Source organism: Klebsiella sp. CB_Kp196 (assembly GCF_040061575.1).
GTDB lineage: Bacteria > Pseudomonadota > Gammaproteobacteria > Enterobacterales > Enterobacteriaceae > Klebsiella > Klebsiella michiganensis.
This window is the reverse complement of record NZ_JBEAFH010000056.1, coordinates 54,345-72,923: the sequence shown is the minus strand read 5'-3', so window position 1 is coordinate 72,923 and position 18,579 is coordinate 54,345. Positions and strand designations below refer to the sequence as shown.

Here is an 18,579-nt window from a genome sequence, read left to right as displayed (position 1 = left end):
ATAATGACGTTAAAAATAAAATATATCACCCTCGCGGTGATGCAGGTTCTATTTGCCCGGCGTCGGGTATACCGTATTATTTTGCCGGCAACCTTATCGGCATTACCGTTATCCGCGCTGGCGGATAACTATTTTAACCCCGCATTCTTATCGGACGACCCTAACGCGGTGGCCGATCTTTCGCATTTTGAAAAGGGCGATAGCCAGGCTCCGGGTAAATATCACGTTGATATTTATCTGAATAAGCAGCTGGTCTCCACCGAAGACGTGAACTTTAAAGCGGCAAAAGGCGGCCAGGATGATACCGGGCTGGCGCCGTGCTTTACCACCGCGCGCCTGGAACAGATGGGGGTCAATACCAAAGCCTTCCCGGACCTGGCGAAGCTGGCGCCGGAGCAGTGCGTGCCCTTTGCCGCTATACCGGAATCCTCCACCGAGTTCGACTTTGAGCATCAGCAACTGAACATCAGCGTGCCGCAGGCGGCGCTGAAGCAGAGCGCGCGCGGGTATATCCCCCCGGAAGAGTGGGACCAGGGGATCAACGCGCTGCTGCTGAACTATGACTTCACCGGCGGCAACAGCGGCGGTGATAGCAAAGAGGACAGCTACTATCTCAACCTGCAAAGCGGCCTGAACCTCGGCGCCTGGCGCCTGCGCGACTACTCCACCTGGAACTACACCAGCGGCGAGGGTGAAACGGAGAACAAGTGGGAGCATATCAGCACCTACGTCGAGCGTACGATTGCGCCGCTGAAGGCGGAGCTTACGCTCGGGGAAAGCTATACCCCGTCGGACGTTTTCGACAGCCTCGGCTTTCGCGGCGTCCAGATTGCCTCCGACGACAACATGCTGCCGGACAGCCTGAAGGGCTTTGCGCCGACGGTCCGCGGTATCGCGAAGAGCAACGCCAGGGTCACCATCAAGCAGAACGGCTACGTTATCTACCAGACCTACGTCTCGCCGGGCGCCTTTGCCATCAACGATCTCTACCCGACCTCGTCGAGCGGCGACCTGCAGGTGACGGTAAAAGAGAGCGACGGTAGCGAAAATACCTTTACCGTGCCGTACTCCGCGGTGCCGCTGCTGCAGCGCGAAGGGCGGCTTAAATACGCCCTGACCGCCGGTAAATACCGCAGCACCAACGATGATCAGGATGAGGTCAATTTTGCCCAGGGAACGGCAATCTACGGCTTGCCGCATGGCTTCACGCTGTACGGCGGTTCGCAGGTCAGCAACGACTACCACGCCTTCGCGCTTGGCGCCGGGCTGAACATGGGGGATTTCGGCGCGATCTCCGCCGATATCACCCAGGCCAACAGCACCCTCGCCGACGGTAGCCAGCACGACGGCCAGTCGGTGCGCTTCCTCTACGCCAAGGCGCTGAACAATCTCGGCACCAACTTCCAGCTGCTGGGCTACCGCTACTCGACGGAGGGGTTCTACACCCTCGACGAGACGACGTATAAAAGCATGAGCGGCTATACCGGCGACAATGAGTGGAAAGATGAGGATCACGACGGTAAGCAGGATAAGCCGGTGTGGACCGATTACTACGATCTCTACTACACCAAAAAAGGCAAAGCGCAGCTTAATATTTCGCAGCAGGTCGGCAAAATCGGCTCGATTTTTGTCACCGGCTCCGAACAGACCTACTGGCACACCGATGAGAAAGATCGCATGTTGCAGGTGGGTTATAACGGCAGCTGGAACGGCATCTCCTATAGCCTGACGTGGAACTATGACAAGTCGCCGGGGGAAGATGAGGCGGACCAGATCTACGCCTTTAATATTTCGCTGCCGATTGGCCAGTGGCTCTCCAGCAACCATAGCGCGGATATCTACCGTTCGGCCAACACCACCAATATGAGCTTTGGCACCACCACCGATCAGCACGGTAAGACCACCGGGACCACCGGCATCAACGGTACGCTGCTGGCGGATAACAACCTGAGCTATAACGTGCAGGAGAGCGACGGCAACCACGGCACCAGCAACAGCGGCAACGCCAACATGAGCTATCAGGGCACCTACGGTAACCTGCAGGCCGGCTACAACTACAGCGACGGCTATCACCAGGTGAACTACGGGGTCAGCGGCGGCGTGGTGGTTCACCGCAACGGCGTTACCCTTAGCCAGCCGCTCGGCGACACCAACATTCTGGTGAAAGCGCCGGGGGCGGCCGGGGTCGAGCTGGAAAACGCCACCGGGGTGAAAACCGACTGGCGCGGCTACGCGGTGATCCCGTACGCCACCACCTATCGCCAGAACCGCGTGGCGCTGAATACCAACTCCATGGGACAGAACGTCGATATTGAAGACGCGGTCACCAACGTGGTGCCGACCCAGGGGGCGCTGGTGCGCGCCGAATTTAACGCCCACGTCGGGGTGCGCGCGCTGATGACCCTGATGCATAACGGCAAGCCGGTGCCGTTCGGCGCCACGGTCAGCCAGAAGGCGGGCAACAGCACCATCGTCGGCGACGACGGTCAGGCCTACCTCGCCGGGCTGCCGCTGAACGGCATGCTGGAAGTGCAGTGGGGCGAGAGCGCCGGACAGCACTGCGTGGTGAAATATCAACTTCCGGAGAGCGCGAAGCAGCAGCCGGTGAATAAATTAAGTGAAAGGTGTCAGTAATGAAACGTATTATCACACTCTCAATCGCGCTAATGGCCTTGATAAAAATAATTAGCCTTCCAGCATATGCTACGACTTATCCTTCGGGCTCATGCTACGTTCCTGATGGATATGCAGCAGAAAATTATGATTTTAATATCAGTGAAGTCGTACCCGATCCTACGCAAAATACAGCTGGAGAAGTTTTACCCGCCATAGTTTCTACCAGTAGTGGGACATTCTCGCTTGAGTGTTCTTGCCAGGAAGGTACAACCTTTTATACACATCAGTGGACAACAACGGATCTTGTTTCAACAGGAAACTCCGGGGGTTTAACCTTTTATAAGGTTAATGACTATATTTCTGTTGCGTCTGAAATAAAAGATATGTCTGATGGGACATATTATCCTTTGCCGTGGGATAACCATTATAAACCTGCAGGTGGGGCAATGCCGTGTAACGAGGTTAGATCAGATTTCAACACCGGTGATAATATTAGAGTTACGTTCAGAATAGATCGGAAATTTGTTGGGGTGATGAGTTTTCCCCATGTAAAAATATTTGATTTATGGTACACCGTCGGCAGTGATTTTATAAAAGGTGCACCCGTAGCCTCAGCCTATATTGATGGTCAAATATCGGTGCCCCAAACCTGCTCCGTTAACGCCGGGCAAATCGTGACCGTCGATTTTGGCTCCTTTATGTCGGGCGAATTTAAAAATAAGGGCCAGATGCCCGCCGGCTACACGCCAAAAACGATTTCGGTACCGATTAAATGTAACGGCATAGAGGCTAATGCTAATTTGACGGTCCGCTTCCAGGCGGATGCTTCGGCGGATGAACCGGCGGCGATTAAAACCAGCAACAGCGATGTCGGGGTGCAGATCACCGATAGCAGCGGCAAGGTGATTGAGCCGAACAGCGGTCTGATCCCGTTCCAGCTGGACGACAACCTGCAGGCGACGGTGACTTTCCACGCCGCGCCGATTAGCACCACCGGAAACGCCCCGGCAGAGGGGACCTTTTCGGCGACGGCCTATATTCGCGTTGACTTCGCCTGAGGAAAAAAGATGAAAGCGGCAAAAACACTCTTTCCCCTGTTGCTGGCGCTCGCGGGCGTTCATAGCGCTATCGCCGATGATATTAATACTGGCCAGGTTGAGCTGGATATGACCGGTACAATCGTCGCGGAAAGCTGCGATATCGACACCGCCAGCCAGAACCAGACTATCCATATCGGCGATTTCAGCGCCGGGATATTTAAAAACGTCGGCGATACCTCGGAGTGGAAGCAGTTTGATATCAAATTAAATAACTGCACCTCGGCGATCAGCCAGTCGACGGTGGCCTTTAGCGGCACGTCGGACGGCTCCGACCCATCGCTGTTAGCCCTCTCCGATACCTCCGGCGGCGGCGGAATGGCCAGCGGCGTGGCGATTGAGCTGCTGGACAGCAGTATGAACGCGATTGCGATTAACAGTACCGATAACGGGTACCCGATTACCCAGGGTAATAACGATCTGACGTTTCGCCTGCGCTATAAAGCTACCGCGGTGCCGGTTACGCCCGGCAACGCCTCTTCGGTACTCTATTTTGATGTGAGCTATCAATAATGAAAAAGACGATCCTGCTGTTATCGCTATCCGGCTTGTCCTGCTCAGCGCTGGCCCACGACGGCACCGTAAACATTACCGGCACGATCCAGGGAAACACCTGCACCGTGACCACCGATACCGCGAACCAGCAGGTGACCCTGGGCGACATTGCGGCGAAACAGTTTACCGCGGCCGGCAGCGCCTCCCAGCCGATAGCGTTCACCATCGGGCTGGAAAACTGCGGCAGCGCGGCGTCGGCGGTCTCATTAACCTTTACCGGCGAGGCGGATACGACCAACAGCGCCCTGCTGGCGTTAACCAGCCAGGCGGGCAGCGCCGCGGGCGTCGGGGTGGCGATCTTAGACAGCCAGCGTACGCTGGTGCCGCTGAACAGCGCCAGCAGGCAGTATACGCTCGACCCGCAGCAAACCAGCCAGAACCTCACCTTTTATGGTGAGATGGTGGCGACGAGCAGCCCGGTTACCGCCGGCAGCGTTGACGCCACGACCACCTTTAGCCTGACCTATCAGTAGCCTGTCCATGTTGAGAAAAATCGCTGTACTGCTGGCGCTCAGCGCCTTATCCCTTCAGGCGCAGGCGGGCGTGGTCATCGGGGGAACCCGCTTTATTTATAATGAGGGTAAGCCATCGATATCGTTCCGGGTGATCAATCAATCGCCCTCGCGCTACTTGATTCTGAGCAAAATCGTCGCCGATGGTGACCCGCACGCGGCGGTGCCTTTTGTGGCGACGCCCCCGGTCTTTGCGCTAAACGGCCACAAAGAAAATGAAATTCGCGTGATGTACACCAGCGGCCAGCTGCCGGCGGACCGCGAAAGTCTGTTTTGGGTCACGGTGGCCAATATCCCTCAGGCCGACAGTCAGCAGCAGAATACCCTGCAGATTGCGGTGCGCAGCCGCATGAAGCTGTTCTATCGCCCGAAAGGCGTACAAGGGGATTCACAGCAGGCTTATCGCCAGCTGACCTGGCGGCGCCAGGGTAAAACGGTAACGGTGCAGAATCCGACGCCGTTTTACGTCACGCTGCTGAATATGCAGTCCAACGGCCAGAGTATCGCCGGGGCCGGGATGGTCGCGCCGCTTTCCAGCCGCTCGGTGGCGTGGTGTCCGGCGCAGGGCGGCTGCGCGCTGCAGTGGCAGACCCTTAACGACTATGGTCGGGCCATGCCGGCCATGCGTATTTCGCCCGATGCGCAGGCCAGGAAGGGGCAATAAGATGCACGCAGAACTCAGGGGAGCGCCGGAAACGGCGGCCTCCCGCTGGCTCCTTATGATGCTGGCGCTGATCCTGCTTGGCGTCATGCATATTGTCCTGCCCAGCACCGGCGGCAGCGGCGCCGATTTACCGGAACCGCTGCTGGTCTGGGGCGTGCTGCTGGTCACGATGGTCGGCTGCGCCTGGTTTTTGCGGCATCAGAGGCTGCGCAGCAGCCCGTTCCTGCGCGGCATGGCGCTGGCGGCGTTACTGCTGACGCTGCCCCTGCTCTGGAGCCCCTCCGTCGACTGGCGGCTGGACGCCTTCCCGCGCCTGGCGGGCCTGTGGGCGGGCGTGGCGTTTTATTATCTGCTGCTGAACTGTCGGCTCACGCCGCGTCAGCAGCAGACCGTACTGTGGCTGATCGTCGCCGCCACTCTGATTCAGGCGGTTTATGCGCTGGTGGGGATCGGCCATCCGGCGTGGCTGCCGCTGCCAGCGCAGGCGGCACAGCGCCAGTCCGGTCAGTTCGCGATCGGCGTTTTTCTGCAACGCAACGTCACCGGCTCCTTTATTGCCACCGGCGCCGCGGTGCTGCTGTGGCTGACGGTCGACGGCCGCTTTGTCTGCCGCAGCGTCGCGAGGGAGAGATATCGTCAGTGGGCAAGCGCGCTCGGGCTCGGGCTGCTCTACGCCACGCTGACCCTGCTGAAATCCCGCACCGGATGGCTGGGCGGCGTGGTCTGCTGGCTGATGATGGTGACCATTTTTTGCTTCTCGCCGTTACGCCGCTCCGCCGCGCGCGGGGCCCGCTGGCGTGTCGTACTGGCGCCGGTGGCCGGCGTGCTGCTGGGGCTTGCCCTGCTATCGGTCTCGTTACTCAACGCCCTGCATGAACATGACGGCTCGAATCTTGAGCGGGTTTTTATTCTGCAGCAGACCTGGAACATGATACTGCAGCATCCGATCGTCGGCTGGGGCTACGGGGGATACGCCTGGTCCTTTGCCCATTTCGTGGCCGATAGCGTCCCGCCGTTGTCCCGCCGGGTCCCGGGGTTAACCTATCCGCATAATGACCTGCTGTTCTGGTGGGTCGAGGGCGGAGCGGTCGCCCTGCTCGGGCTGCTGGTGCTGGGCGTTAGCGGATTCTGGCTACTGCTGCGCCGCCCCGGCGTACGGCAGCTGGCGCTGCTGGCTTGCCTGATGCCCATTTTGCTGCACACGCAGCTGGAGTATCCGCTGTATCAATCGCCGGTACACTGGTTGTTCGTTCTTATCCTGGTTAACCTGGCCGATCGCTGTCCGTCCGGCGAACAGGCGCCACTGCCCGCATTCACCGCGCCCTCCACGCGGCCGGTACCCTGCGCGCTGATGATCCTGGCCTGCTACGGCGCGCTGCTCACCGGCTGCGCCTTCTGGCAGGGGCACTACCTGACCGCTTTTCAGCAGTCGCCGCAGCGTTTTGCCAGCCGCGTACTGCGGCTGCATGACATCGGCATCGGCAGCGAAAGGCTGCGTAAAGATCGGGCGCTCAGCTATATCATTCGCTATCAGTCGAGCGCTAACGTCGAGGACCTGGAGGCTTTCAACCAGATCGGCAGGCGCTGGATTGCGGTGTGGAACGACGCCGATATGTACAACAATCTTATTAACGTCGAGCGGTATCTTGGGCAACAGAAAAACGCCCGGGCTTTGCGCGAGGAGGCCCGGCGGCTCTATCCTGAGGACCGGCGTTTTTCATCGTAGTGCCGATGCCGGTTATGACCGCGGGCTCAGCGTCGCAGAGGCAGCTGAGCCTTTTTACGTATATTGCGGGTCGGGGCTCAAAAAGCATTGATCGAATATAATTAGCAGTGTAATTATCTCCTGTGGTTTGAAATTGATTTCAAAAATGCCCAACACAGGAGTGTTACCCCATGGACGCACGTAAATGCACTGCCGCAGCGGCTTTACTTCTCGCCTGCACTTCTTCTTTCTGCTACGCCGGCCATACCGGAAAAGTCCGCTTCATTGGCACCGTTGTGGAGTCGGGATGCTGGAACAAGCCCGGCCAAAATGAATTATTCTGTTATCGCGATAAGACCGTTTCTCATTATTCCGCGGCGCACGTCAGCAGCGTTTCGCTGGATGTCAGTAATGCCGTGGTGCAAAAAACATTTCTTGATAAACAAAAGCAGCTGGAACAGTTAACGATTAATTACTATTAAGTTTAATGACATTTAAATATCTTCAGCTCATCGGGTTGAAGATATTTATCTCATCTCAAAATTAAGATGTTAGCAAGAAATTACATAATTTTATTATTCTTACAATCTACGATCGTTTTATTACCGCGAGTTGATTGAATCCCCACATATTCCTCTATACTATTCCTCATATATTTTACGCAGAAAAGATATAATATATATGGCTAAGGTGGTTTTGTTTCCGGAGATCTCTTCTTCGCTGGAATGGTTAAAAGGGCATGGTGATACAATTCTTCAGTATGGCTGGAACGTGATTGCCGCTTGTATTCTCTTTTTTATCGGCCGGGTTGTCTCAACCTTATTATCTAAAGGTATCGAGAAAATACTTCTGCGGCGCAGGGTAGATATTACGGTTGTCCATTTCTTTGCCGCCCTGGTGCGCTATATCACGCTGGCGTTTGCGGCCATCGCCGCGCTTGGCCGTTTAGGTATAGAAACGTCCTCAATTATTGCGGTCATCGGCGCGGCGGGGCTGGCGGTGGGGCTTGCGCTGCAGGGATCGCTATCAAACTTTGCCGCTGGCGTACTGTTAGTCACGCTACGTCCTTTCCGGGCCGGAAACCTGGTGCAGATCGGCGCCATTACCGGAGTGGTGGAAACCGTACATATATTTTCCACCACCTTACTCACCGCGGATAATAAAGACGTGGTGATCCCGAACGGCAAAATTATCGCCGACAGTATCGTTAACTATTCGCGCCATCCCTTCCGGCGTATCGATTTGATGATTAGCGTCGGCTACGATAGCCGAATTGCGGAAGTGAAGCGCGTTATTCTGGCGGTCATCGATGCTGACAAACGCATCGATCGGCAGCGTGATACCACCGTTCGTCTGGCCGAACTTGGCGCCTCGTCACTTAATTTTACCGTGCGCGTGTGGGTGAAAAACACCCACTACTGGGATACCTATTACGATCTGCTGGAGAATATTAAAGAGGCGCTGGACGAACATCATATTGCGATTCCTTATCCGCAGATGGATATTCGCGTGGCCGGCACGGTACCGACGTTATCCTGATGGCTGAGATGATATGAATGCGAAAGCGATGGGTTGTATGGCTGTCTGTTTCCTGCTGACGGGCTGCGGCAGCGTCATGGGAAGAACCTCTTTGGCGGAGGGCGAAACGTGGTATCCAGGGGTTAAAACGGATATCGCGGTGATCCGCGGTGACAGCGAGTATGATTATAATTATCTTCAGGGAACATTATGGACCCTGGATACGCCGCTGTCGTTTATTGGTGATACGCTGATGCTGCCGATTGATTATTTTCACGGCCCGTGGTCAATTCACTCCGGAAAATAAAAAATATATTATAAAATGGTGTTAATTCATTATGAGTTCTATTTTAGATGTGGCCGTAATGTCCCCGAATCGCTATTTCTGTCTGGGGCTAAGTAGCCTGCAAGAACAAAAGTCACTGACCGCCATTCGGCTGCACTTTTGTCATGATCTGAAAAGCTTAAAAACGCTAATGGAGAGCATTGCGCTCTCCGGCGTGCTAATGGAAACGTTTGGTGAAGGAGAAAACATCTACGATGCGTTTGTTTTTGGCGATTATCTAAAAAGGCAGGCCAGAGACATCGCCGTGTTTGTTTTTCGCTCATTCTGGAGCAGCCTTTCCGATTTGCCGCACTATGCGCGCTATCATGTTTCCTCAACTGAAGATGAAATATGGCAATATTTTACACTGATACTGAAGGGCTACCATTGTAATAATTATATCTCCCGCTGGGAGGCCCTGCTGACCCATAAAGAGTATCAAGTTATCAGGATGCTGTGCTGCGGAAAGCAGTATCATCACATAGGGAAATCACTGGGTATTACGATTAAAACCGTGAGCACGCATAAAATCAAAGCGCTGAAAAAACTCGGCGCGCCCAGCATGTCATCTTTAATTCTACAATTTAAACGCTAATGGTCGCGCGCCACAGGCTGCCGTGGCCAGGCGTTCATAGGCCATCCCCGGATCCCCGCATGCTGCGTATTTATCGCGCCAGCCAACGCCATCCCGCAGCAATAGCATAATCTCTTATTCTCCCTTCCTGTATTCTGCTTTCCTGTTGATGGTGTCCGTAATATATTCTCGCCAGGTTTTAATAAAAACCCCTAATAGGGTGATGAATTTGCGAAGGCTAAACGTGATTCCATGTAACAAAGCAACATGTGAACTGGCTTACATTTTCAACCGCGCTCGCCATTTATAGTGAGCGCCAGTGTTAGGGGGCGTATTCAATCATCATGGCATCCATTAAAGACGTAGCGAAAAGAGCTGGGGTCTCGACGGCGACCGTGTCGCGAGTGCTTAACAATCATCCCAGCGTCGTGCCGGAAACGCGGCAGGCGGTGCGTGATGCGATGGATTATCTCTGCTATGTCCCCAGCAAGAGTTCGTTTCAGCTTAGCGGGAAATGTTCAGGGCTGATTGGTGTGGTTTTGCCTAATCTGGTGAATCCTCACTTCTGCGAACTGTTGGCGACGGTGGAAGAAGAGGCCCGGTATATCGGCAAATCGGTGATCGTTAAAACGCATCAGAACCAGCCGCAGCAGGATAAACATATTATTCAGACCTTAGTGGGGATGGGCATTGACAGCTTGCTATGGGTGCCGACAGAAGCAGAAGCCGAACTTTCAGAATGGTTAAGCATTACCCGGATCCCGGTCGCCGTTGTCACCCAGGTGTCCCGGTTCTTCAATTCCGTATCGATTAACCAGGATCGGGGGGCGGAAAGTATTGCGGAACATTTTATTCATACGGGCCATCTTTCATTTGGCTTTGTTGCCCAAGAAGGGGTGGATAGCCGCAAGGTCTCGTCGTACAGCAAAAAAATAGCGAGTCACGGTTTAAAGCTTGCTAGAGATAATTCGTTCTGGATAGCCAAAGGCGAGGGTGAAAAGATATCAGGCCATATTAGTATTCTTGATGACATTATCGAGAAACTCAGCGAGCCGACGCGAACCTGTACCTGTCTGTTAGTGTATAACGATATTGCGGCAAACTATATTATCGATGGGCTAAAAGAAAAGGGCATCTCCGTTCCTGAAGATATTGCAATTGCCAGCTTTGATAATACCCTGCTGGCGCAAACTAAAAAAATCACCAGCGTTGCACAGCCGGTAAATGAAATTGCTCACCTCGCGTTTCAGATGGTGAAACATCAACAGCAGCCGGACAGTATTGAAATGCACGAAATTGTCTCGCGGTTAATTATTCGTGAGAGCAGCGTAAAAATTAATATTACTTCCCTGTAAGGGATTTATGTTTAGAAATGGCGCGACATTTGGCGCCATGGGCTCCTTTTAACAAAAAATAGGTATATTTATGTCTGCTACCGCAATGGAAAAGCCAAGCGCTTATGAAAAGCTGGGGCTGAGGGAGAAGATCGGCTACGGCATGGGTGACGCTGGTTCAGGAATGATATGGAGCGTACTGGCCCTCTATCTGACGTGGTTTTATACCGATGTATATGGCCTGAACGCCGGGGTGGTGGGCACATTATTCCTGGTTATCCGCATCTTTGACGCTTTTAGCGATCCGCTGATGGGGGCCATCTGCGACCGCACCGTGACGCGCTGGGGAAAATTCCGTCCATGGATATTATGGATGGCGTTTCCGTTTGGTCTGGGCGCGGTACTGATGTTCACGACCCCAGAACTGAGCATGAACGGCAAGATTATCTATGCCTGGGTTACCTATCTGGTCATGTCGCTGATTTATACCGCGATTAATATTCCCTATTGCTCGGTCGGCGGCGTCATTACGCTCAATCAGAAAGAGCGCATGGGCTGCCTGTCGTGGCGCTTTTTCCTTAATGGCCTGGCAACATTAATTATCTCCTCCTCTATTCTGCCGTTAACGGACTGGCTGGGTAACGGCGACCGCGCCTCAGGTTTCCAGCTAACCATGATCATTATGGGCGGTGCGGCAACGCTGATGTTCCTGTTCTGCTTTTCCAGCATTAAAGAGCGGGTGGTGTCGGTTAAGCAAAACGAGTCGTTGAAGAAAGACCTGCGGGATATTATCAAAAACGATCAGTGGCTCTTGATGATCACTATTACCTTCCTGAACGTTTTCCCGGCATTTATCCGCGGCGGCGTCACTATCTATTATGCTACCTACGTCATGAAAGAGTCGGTCGGATTTATTACCTTCTTTATGGCGCTGGGCGTGGCCTGTAATATGCTGGGCAGCGTGCTTGCCAAACCGCTGACCGATCGCTTTGATAAGCTGGCGCTGTTCCGCATTATTAATATTATTCTCGGCATTCTCTCATTTGCGCTGTGGTTTGTTGATCCGCAATCCCTGACCCCGCTGATGACGCTATTCATCATTATTAACGTTCTGCATTTAATTCAGTCTGGCCCCATTCTGTGGGCAATGATGTCCGATGTCGATGACTACGGCGACTGGAAATTTGGTAAACGCCTGACCGGCATCTCCTTCGCGGGAAACCTGTTTATGCTCAAAATGGGGCTGGCGGTCGCCGGCGCTATCGTCGCCTGGATTCTGGCGTTTACCGGCTATGTCGCGAATGAGCCGCAGCAAAATTCGCAGACCATTCAAGGCATTATCATGATGTTTTCACTGCTGCCGATGGTGAGTTATTTCATCAGCGCGTATCTGGTGCGCTACTTCAAGCTGAATAACGCGTTCCTTGAGAAAATCAAAACGGATCTTGCAAAACGTGAGCTGGAAAAAGGTCGCGGTCAACCACAGGAGGTTCAGGATGTCCCTGTCATTTAATATTAAACAAGGTCAGCGCATTGATTTGTGGCTGAAAGCGTCCGAACCGGCGGCGCAACCCCTGTTTTCTATTCGCGTGAACGGTCAGGTTGTATTTAAGATTCAGGAGGCGCCGCGCTACTTCCAGTATTTTACCTGGACCTCGTTTCAGGACGGCGTTGCCACCCTGGAGTGGCTGCCGGAATATAGCGAGATATCGCTTTGTTACACCTGGCATCCGGATTCACTGCGCGCGCGCGGCGTTACCTTTATCGCGACAGCCGGGCAGGATTTGCGCCTGATGAGCGGTCAGGATATTGCTGACGAGTATCTGCGGGAGCCGCTGCGTCCGGCATTGCATTTCTCGCCCCGTACCGGCTGGATGAACGACCCTAACGGGCTGCACTACAAGAACGGCGAGTGGCATTTGTTTTACCAGTATCATCCGCACTCCAGCCAATGGGGCCCCATGCACTGGAATCATGCGGTGAGCCGCGATCTGTATCACTGGCGGCATTATCCGGTTTTCCTCCAGCCAGAGCAGAATCTTTCGGCGCTGGGCGCGACGGGCGGCGCGTTTTCCGGCAGCGCGTATATTGATAAACAAGGAAAAACCCGCTTCTGGTATACCGAACGGCTCCCGGCTTACGATCTGTATCGCGGCTACCGGGAAGTGCAGAAAATGGCCGTTGCGCACGACGACTACGATAAGCCGGAATGGGTGAAAACCGTCTTAACCGACCTGCCTGCGGGCGTGGACTGCGATTTCCGCGATCCAAAAGTGTGGTACGAAGAGGCCGATGCCACTTTTTATATGATCCTCGGCGCGTCGGTAAATGGCGATCCGGCGATGCTGCTCTTTCACTCTGCGGATAGTGAACGCTGGACGTTCCATCATGTGCTGTATGTCGCTCCCGGCTATTTTCGCGAAAACGGCGGTCGCTGCGTCGAATGCCCGGATTTCTTCTGCCTGGATGGCGTATGGGTATTAATTATCGGCGTCGTTGGCTATACGGAGCCGACAACCGGGCGGCATAATTTGCTTTTTGCCCAGACCGGTACTTTCCGGAACGGCTATTTCACGCCGTCCGAGCAGCCGCTACAGACTTTAGATTTCGGTACGGATTTCTACGCCCTGCAAACCTGGGGCGAGGACGACCGAAGAATCGGCTTTGCCTGGTTATATAACTGGGCGACGCAGAAACCGGTGGATTCCGCTTACTCGGGGGAAATGTCGCTCCCGCGTCGCTTTCATCTCAATGCGCAGCAGCGGCTATGCATGATGCCGGAGCTGCCGCCGGAATCATTGGTCGTCAGCCGCCATGCGCTGGATGACGGTGATATCTGGGTTAATGAGAAAGGCTGTAAAGCCGGCATTGTAACCTTTATGCCTGCCGGTGTTTTCCGTTTGACGTTAACGGGCGATAGCGGCCAGCAAATCATCCTCGAACAGGAGGGTAAAAATCTGACGCTATATGAAAAAGGCCGGGACGATGGGCGTTACCGCGCGCCGGTGGCCGGCGTCAGCGACGTCACCCTGTGTTTTGATGCCGGGATTGTTGAGGTCTTCGCAAATCAGGGCAGCGTATGCGGTACGCGACGCTATTACTCATGCAGTCAGCTCACCCGGATCCAGCTCTCCGGCGCGCCGGCACAGCTTACGCAATATCGCTCGACGTATTCGCAGGAATAAGCAAAGCCAAATTTAAGCGTTGATGTTCGATTTCTTATTATCATTAGAGGCGGTTTTCATGGTACGTAAAAATTATTATGATGTTACGCAGTGGCACGTCGGCAACCCGTATGAGGATATTGGCGAAGTCATTAACAGTATTCTCGCCGATATTAAATCGCGACAAACTGAAACCGATATTAACGACGGGGGTAAACCGGGCGCCGCGATTTATATTCCGCCCGGCGATTATCATCTGAAGACGCAGGTCTTAATTGATATCAGTTATTTAAAAATTATGGGTTCCGGGCATGGTTTTGTCTCCTCGAGCATTCGCTTTAATACGCCGGCGGACGAGTGGGCGAATTTGCACGATATATGGCCGGGCGGGAGCCGTATCCTGGTCGATCTCTGCCCGCAGCCCGGCGATGAAGAACACGCTGGTGCTGCATTTTACGTGAAACGCAGCGGGGCGCCGCGTATCAGTTCGGTGGCGTTCGAAAACTTCTGTATCGATGGTCTGCACTTTGTTGATGATGGGCTGGGAAACAACGACCCGGAAAATAGCTATACGAACGGCAAAACCGGCATTTATATCGCCAGCGCGCAGGACGCTTTCCGCATTACCGGGATGGGATTTATCTATCTGGAGCATGGCCTCACCACGTACAATAGCGATGCAATGGCGATCCATAATAACTTTATCGCCGAATGCGGTAACTGTATCGAGCTGCGTGGCGCCGGGCAGGCTTCAAAAATAACCGATAACCTGATTGGCGCGGGCTATAAAGGCTATTCTATTTACGCGCAAAACTTCGGGGGGTTATTGATTTCTACCAACAATATTTTCCCCCGTGGCGCAAGCAGCGTGCACTTATCGGGCGTGGTCCGCTCTAGCATCACCAGCAATCGATTCCATTCATTTTATCCGGGAATGCTCGTTCTCGAGAACAACTGTGCGGAGAATCTGATCTCGGCAAACCATTTCTTGCGCGATCGTGAACCCTGGCCGCCGATGCAGGCCTATGACAACGGCCTGGATGATGCCTATGGCTTGCTGCATATAAACGGCAGTAATAATTCGGTTATTGCTAATCATATTTCCGAAACGATTGATGTCCAGTATCTCAAGCCGCAGGGAATAAAACCGGTCATCATTCGCCTTGTTTCCGGCAAAGGGAATTATATTGCGAATAACCATATCGTGGCGACCACGGAGACGTCAGCGGCGCAGGCGCAGCCCTCCGAAGAGGATGCCTGCTTTGCGGCGCAGGTCAGCGCTTTGCTGACGACGGCCAGGTTAAAAGAACTCGATGCGGTCGCCGTGCAGGTAGAAAAAGAATCCGCGCAAAACACGATACTTGATAGCGGCAGTGACGCACAGGTGGTCATAGACCGAGCGCGTAATGCCTTCAGGGCGACACCGGTTGCTGGAAATTAATATTCACTCTGTTTGTTAATCCGTATAGCGAATGACGTTATTTAAGGAGGCAGATTACACGTTATTTCATTCATTCTTCTGCTAAATAAAAATCAAAATATAAAAGGTGAATATTTTTATTCACCTTATCCCACCTTTTACCTCTGGGAAAATAAAAATGAATAAAACAACATCATCAATAGCGCTAGGCTTGTGTTTAATAACGGGATCGGCGGTCGGGAAAAATAATCAACTGACGCTGGAACAACGAATGGAACAGCTTGAAGCGCGGCTTGCCGCCGCGGAAAGCCGGGCGACGGTAGCGGAAGGCCAGGTGCGGGATTTACAGGCGAAGCAGAATGCCGCGATTCAGGCGGCGCAAACCCGTGTGCCGGTAAACAGCGCGGCGGCAACCGCGGAGAGTAAAAAGAATCTTAGCGTCCCGGAGCTGAAATTATCCGGCTATGGCGATCTGAAAATCTACGGCGACGTGGAGTTCAACATGGACGCGGAAAGCAAACACGGCCTGCTGGCGATGACCAACGCCGATGTCGGCAGCGATCCCACCTACGATAAGTGGGATTTAAACGGCCGTATCCTGCTCGGCTTCGACGGTATCCGCAAAACGGATAACGGCTATTTTGCCGGTTTCTCTGTCCAGCCGCTGGCGGATATGACCGGCTCGATGAACCTCGACGACGCGGTATTCTTCTTTGGTCAGGAGAACGACTGGAAGGTGAAAGTGGGGCGCTTTGAAGCGTACGATATGTTCCCGCTGAATCAGGACACCTTCGTCGAGCACTCCGGTAATACCGCCAACGACCTCTACAGCGACGGCCATGGCTATATCTATATGATGAAAGAGGGTCGCGGCCGCTCTGACGCAGGCGGCAACTTCCTGCTGAGCAAGCAGCTTGATAACTGGTATTTTGAGCTCAACACCCTGCTGGAAGACGGTACGTCGCTGTACGACAACGGTGGCTACCATGGTCGTGATATGGAGCAGAAAAAGAACGTCGCCTATTTGCGCCCGGTGGTGTCATGGGCGAAAGACGAATTTTCCGTTGCCGCGGCCATGGAAGCGAACGTGGTGCAGAACGCCTACGGCTATAAAGATGCCCAGGGCAACTTTATCGATCAGTCGGGGCGCACCGGCTATGGCCTGACTATGACCTGGAACGGCCTGAAGCGCGACCCGGAGGACGGGGTGGTGGTGAATCTGAACACCGCTTATATGGACGCCAGTAACGAACAGGATTTGACCGCCGGGGTGAACGCGCTGTGGCGGCGCTTCGAGCTGGGATATATCTACGCGCATAACAAAATCAGCGATTATGCCGGGGTGATTTGCGATAACGACTGCTGGATTAAGGATGAAGGCACCTACAATATTCATACCTTCCACGCGTCGTATCAAATTCCGAACGTGATGAATATGCAGAACTTTAATATCTATCTCGGCGCCTATTACTCCATTCTCGACAGCGACGAGAAGCTGAGCCAGGGGGATGATGACGATCGCTACGGCGCGCGGGTGCGCTTTAAGTACTTCTTCTAAGCGCTTGAAACGGCTGCCCCGCTCAGCACAACGGGGCAGCCATAGTTTTACTCCAGATAAAACACCTCTTTAAGCTCCGCGCTTACCGGACTGTTGTCCGGATTGGCAGGCATCACATCGCGCATATGCTGCCACCAGCGCTGGCACACCTCGGTCCCGGCGACGGCGTCCCAGCGCGCTTCGGATTCAATCTCCACCGTGGCGAACAGCAGATGGCGCTCTTTATCGAGATAAATCGCGTAGTGGTGCGCGCCGTGGGCTTTCAGCACCGCTTCCAGCTCCGGCCAGATGGGGTTATGACGGCGCTGATACTCTTCATGCGCGTCCGGGTTTACCTGCATCACGAAAGCTTTGCGGATCATAATGCCTCCAGATAGAGTTCGCGGACTTCATCGCGGCTGGCGGTGCGCGGATTGCACGGCGCGCACGGGTCGGCCAGCGCTTTATCCAGCCACCCTTCAATATCGGCTTTGCTGACGCCAAGCTGGCTGAAGCCTTGCGGAATGCCGACGCGTTTGCTCAGCGCGCGGATGGCGTTGATGGCCTCCATGCTGGCCGCTTCATCGCTCATACCGCGGGTATCGACGCCCATCGCCTGCGCCACGCGCGCGAAGCGGGCAACCGCGTTCGGCCGGTTAAAGTTTTCGATGATCGGCAGCAGAATGGCGTTGCACACGCCGTGCGGCAGGTTGTGGGTAGCGCCCGGCTGATGGGCCAGCGCGTGCACCAGGCCGAGACCGGCGCTGTTAAACGCCATGCCCGCCAGATACTGGCCAAACGCCATCTGCTCGCGGGCTTCAAGGTGGTGTCCATCGTCGACGGCTTGCGGCAGCCACAGGTTGATCAGGCGAATCGCTTCCAGGGCGTTGGCATCGGTCAGCGGATGCGCGCCCACGGAAACAAAGGCTTCAATGGCGTGGGTCAGCGCGTCCATGCCGGTGGCGGCGGTAATGGATGGCGGGATATCCAGCATCACGCTGGCGTCATCGACGGCGATATCGGGAATGATATTGGGGTCGATAATCACCTCTTTTACCTGGCGCTCGGCGTCGATAATAACCGCGTTGCTGGTCATCTCCGCCGCGGTACCGGCGGTCGTGTTGATGGCCACCAGCGGCACGCCGGCGTTTTTCACTTTGCCGACGCCGGAGTAGGCGGTCGATGGCCCCGGGTTGGCGGTGAGGATTTTTATCGCTTTGGCGGTATCAATCGGGCTGCCGCCGCCGAAGGCGATAAGGTAATCACACCCGGCCTCGCGATACGCCGCGTAGCCTTTTTGCACCAGCGCTTCCGTTGGGTTAGGGAACACCTCGTCAAACAGATGGTAAGACATCTGCTGTTCATCCAGGGCGGTAAACAGGCTGTCGAGCAGCCCCAGCTTCACCAGCTGACCGTCGGTGACGATCAGCGCTTTGCCCCAGCGTTTACCCGCCACCAGCTTGACCATATCGCCGATTGCGCCCGCGCCGTGGAGGCTGATTTTGGGCAGTGCCAACATAAAACTCATGATAATTCTCCTTAATGTTGATTTTGGGTA

General features: G+C 54.5%; 17 protein-coding genes. 15 read left to right on the top strand and 2 right to left on the bottom strand.

The genetic code is table 11. The features are described 5' to 3' along the window. Positions 1 to 3 precede the first annotated feature (3 nt). From ABLU87_RS20315 to ABLU87_RS20245, 15 genes are all read left to right on the top strand, one after another. Complete coding sequence (locus tag ABLU87_RS20315; RefSeq protein WP_122116881.1) at positions 4 to 2,634, top strand: fimbrial biogenesis usher protein; 2,631 nt, start codon at positions 4 to 6, stop codon at positions 2,632 to 2,634. After that, positions 2,634 to 3,674 (top strand): fimbrial protein, encoded by a 1,041-nt coding sequence (locus tag ABLU87_RS20310; RefSeq protein ID WP_170912108.1) that lies wholly within the window; start codon positions 2,634 to 2,636, stop codon positions 3,672 to 3,674. The genes ABLU87_RS20315 and ABLU87_RS20310 overlap by 1 nt, the downstream gene beginning before the upstream one ends. 9 nt (positions 3,675 to 3,683) lie before the next feature. Continuing rightward, positions 3,684 to 4,226, top strand: coding sequence for a fimbrial protein (locus tag ABLU87_RS20305; protein ID WP_033836671.1), 543 nt, complete (start codon positions 3,684 to 3,686; stop codon positions 4,224 to 4,226). Beyond that, complete coding sequence (locus tag ABLU87_RS20300; protein ID WP_048263232.1) at positions 4,226 to 4,741, top strand: fimbrial protein; 516 nt, start codon at positions 4,226 to 4,228, stop codon at positions 4,739 to 4,741. The genes ABLU87_RS20305 and ABLU87_RS20300 overlap by 1 nt, the downstream gene beginning before the upstream one ends. Positions 4,742 to 4,748: 7 nt before the next feature. Beyond that, positions 4,749 to 5,444 (top strand): molecular chaperone, encoded by a 696-nt coding sequence (locus ABLU87_RS20295; RefSeq protein WP_122116880.1) that lies wholly within the window; start codon positions 4,749 to 4,751, stop codon positions 5,442 to 5,444. 1 nt (position 5,445) lies between these two features. Next, positions 5,446 to 7,170 (top strand): O-antigen ligase family protein, encoded by a 1,725-nt coding sequence (locus ABLU87_RS20290; protein WP_227633935.1) that lies wholly within the window; start codon positions 5,446 to 5,448, stop codon positions 7,168 to 7,170. A 170-nt stretch (positions 7,171 to 7,340) separates the two neighbouring features. Next, positions 7,341 to 7,631 carry a hypothetical protein gene (locus ABLU87_RS20285; RefSeq protein ID WP_025106549.1) on the top strand — a complete coding sequence of 97 codons (291 nt, stop codon included), beginning with the start codon at positions 7,341 to 7,343 and terminating at the stop codon, positions 7,629 to 7,631. Between the two features lie 199 nt (positions 7,632 to 7,830). Next, positions 7,831 to 8,688, top strand: coding sequence for a small-conductance mechanosensitive channel MscS (gene mscS / locus ABLU87_RS20280; protein WP_032751741.1), 858 nt, complete (start codon positions 7,831 to 7,833; stop codon positions 8,686 to 8,688). Positions 8,689 to 8,701: 13 nt separating this feature from the next. Next, positions 8,702 to 8,974: a YceK/YidQ family lipoprotein gene (locus ABLU87_RS20275; protein ID WP_048263240.1), complete on the top strand. Its 273-nt coding sequence runs from the start codon at positions 8,702 to 8,704 to the stop codon at positions 8,972 to 8,974. Between the two features lie 31 nt (positions 8,975 to 9,005). After that, on the top strand, positions 9,006 to 9,587 hold the full coding sequence (locus tag ABLU87_RS20270) for a helix-turn-helix transcriptional regulator (protein ID WP_032751739.1): 582 nt from the start codon (positions 9,006 to 9,008) through the stop codon (positions 9,585 to 9,587). A 323-nt stretch (positions 9,588 to 9,910) separates the two neighbouring features. Next, the gene (locus ABLU87_RS20265) at positions 9,911 to 10,921 is read left to right on the top strand and encodes a LacI family DNA-binding transcriptional regulator (RefSeq protein ID WP_025106553.1); all 1,011 of its coding nucleotides are present in this window, start codon (positions 9,911 to 9,913) and stop codon (positions 10,919 to 10,921) included. Between the two features lie 70 nt (positions 10,922 to 10,991). Continuing rightward, complete coding sequence (locus ABLU87_RS20260; RefSeq protein WP_032751738.1) at positions 10,992 to 12,413, top strand: MFS transporter; 1,422 nt, start codon at positions 10,992 to 10,994, stop codon at positions 12,411 to 12,413. Further along, positions 12,397 to 14,085, top strand: coding sequence for a glycoside hydrolase family 32 protein (locus tag ABLU87_RS20255; RefSeq protein WP_122116879.1), 1,689 nt, complete (start codon positions 12,397 to 12,399; stop codon positions 14,083 to 14,085). Before ABLU87_RS20260 ends, ABLU87_RS20255 begins: the two co-directional genes overlap by 17 nt. A 58-nt stretch (positions 14,086 to 14,143) precedes the next feature. Beyond that, positions 14,144 to 15,505 carry a NosD domain-containing protein gene (locus tag ABLU87_RS20250; RefSeq protein ID WP_032751737.1) on the top strand — a complete coding sequence of 454 codons (1,362 nt, stop codon included), beginning with the start codon at positions 14,144 to 14,146 and terminating at the stop codon, positions 15,503 to 15,505. A 157-nt stretch (positions 15,506 to 15,662) separates the two neighbouring features. Next, entirely contained in the window at positions 15,663 to 17,042 is a 1,380-nt protein-coding gene (locus tag ABLU87_RS20245) for a carbohydrate porin (protein ID WP_187228657.1), read from the top strand. Between the two features lie 47 nt (positions 17,043 to 17,089). Here ABLU87_RS20245 and rhaM read toward each other — a convergent pair whose 3' ends face one another. Both rhaM and fucO read right to left on the bottom strand, forming a co-directional pair. Beyond that, entirely contained in the window at positions 17,090 to 17,404 is a 315-nt protein-coding gene (rhaM, locus tag ABLU87_RS20240) for an L-rhamnose mutarotase (protein ID WP_014227413.1), read from the bottom strand. Beyond that, entirely contained in the window at positions 17,401 to 18,549 is a 1,149-nt protein-coding gene (fucO, locus tag ABLU87_RS20235; protein WP_025106558.1) for a lactaldehyde reductase, read from the bottom strand. The genes rhaM and fucO overlap by 4 nt, the downstream gene beginning before the upstream one ends. Between the last annotated feature and the right edge of the window lie 30 nt (positions 18,550 to 18,579).

Excerpts from the sequence above, each read along its gene's own strand:
- ABLU87_RS20315 (WP_122116881.1), top strand. The coding sequence starts at position 4 with ATGACGTTAAAAATAAAATATATCACCCTCGCGGTGATGCAGGTTCTA.
- ABLU87_RS20310 (WP_170912108.1), top strand. The coding sequence starts at position 2,634 with ATGAAACGTATTATCACACTCTCAATCGCGCTAATGGCCTTGATAAAA.
- ABLU87_RS20305 (WP_033836671.1), top strand. The coding sequence starts at position 3,684 with ATGAAAGCGGCAAAAACACTCTTTCCCCTGTTGCTGGCGCTCGCGGGC.
- ABLU87_RS20300 (WP_048263232.1), top strand. The coding sequence starts at position 4,226 with ATGAAAAAGACGATCCTGCTGTTATCGCTATCCGGCTTGTCCTGCTCA.
- ABLU87_RS20295 (WP_122116880.1), top strand. The coding sequence starts at position 4,749 with ATGTTGAGAAAAATCGCTGTACTGCTGGCGCTCAGCGCCTTATCCCTT.
- ABLU87_RS20290 (WP_227633935.1), top strand. The coding sequence starts at position 5,446 with ATGCACGCAGAACTCAGGGGAGCGCCGGAAACGGCGGCCTCCCGCTGG.
- ABLU87_RS20285 (WP_025106549.1), top strand. The coding sequence starts at position 7,341 with ATGGACGCACGTAAATGCACTGCCGCAGCGGCTTTACTTCTCGCCTGC.
- mscS (WP_032751741.1), top strand. The coding sequence starts at position 7,831 with ATGGCTAAGGTGGTTTTGTTTCCGGAGATCTCTTCTTCGCTGGAATGG.
- ABLU87_RS20275 (WP_048263240.1), top strand. The coding sequence starts at position 8,702 with ATGAATGCGAAAGCGATGGGTTGTATGGCTGTCTGTTTCCTGCTGACG.
- ABLU87_RS20270 (WP_032751739.1), top strand. The coding sequence starts at position 9,006 with ATGAGTTCTATTTTAGATGTGGCCGTAATGTCCCCGAATCGCTATTTC.
- ABLU87_RS20265 (WP_025106553.1), top strand. The coding sequence starts at position 9,911 with ATGGCATCCATTAAAGACGTAGCGAAAAGAGCTGGGGTCTCGACGGCG.
- ABLU87_RS20260 (WP_032751738.1), top strand. The coding sequence starts at position 10,992 with ATGTCTGCTACCGCAATGGAAAAGCCAAGCGCTTATGAAAAGCTGGGG.
- ABLU87_RS20255 (WP_122116879.1), top strand. The coding sequence starts at position 12,397 with ATGTCCCTGTCATTTAATATTAAACAAGGTCAGCGCATTGATTTGTGG.
- ABLU87_RS20250 (WP_032751737.1), top strand. The coding sequence starts at position 14,144 with ATGGTACGTAAAAATTATTATGATGTTACGCAGTGGCACGTCGGCAAC.
- ABLU87_RS20245 (WP_187228657.1), top strand. The coding sequence starts at position 15,663 with ATGAATAAAACAACATCATCAATAGCGCTAGGCTTGTGTTTAATAACG.
- rhaM (WP_014227413.1), bottom strand. The coding sequence starts at position 17,404 with ATGATCCGCAAAGCTTTCGTGATGCAGGTAAACCCGGACGCGCATGAA.
- fucO (WP_025106558.1), bottom strand. The coding sequence starts at position 18,549 with ATGAGTTTTATGTTGGCACTGCCCAAAATCAGCCTCCACGGCGCGGGC.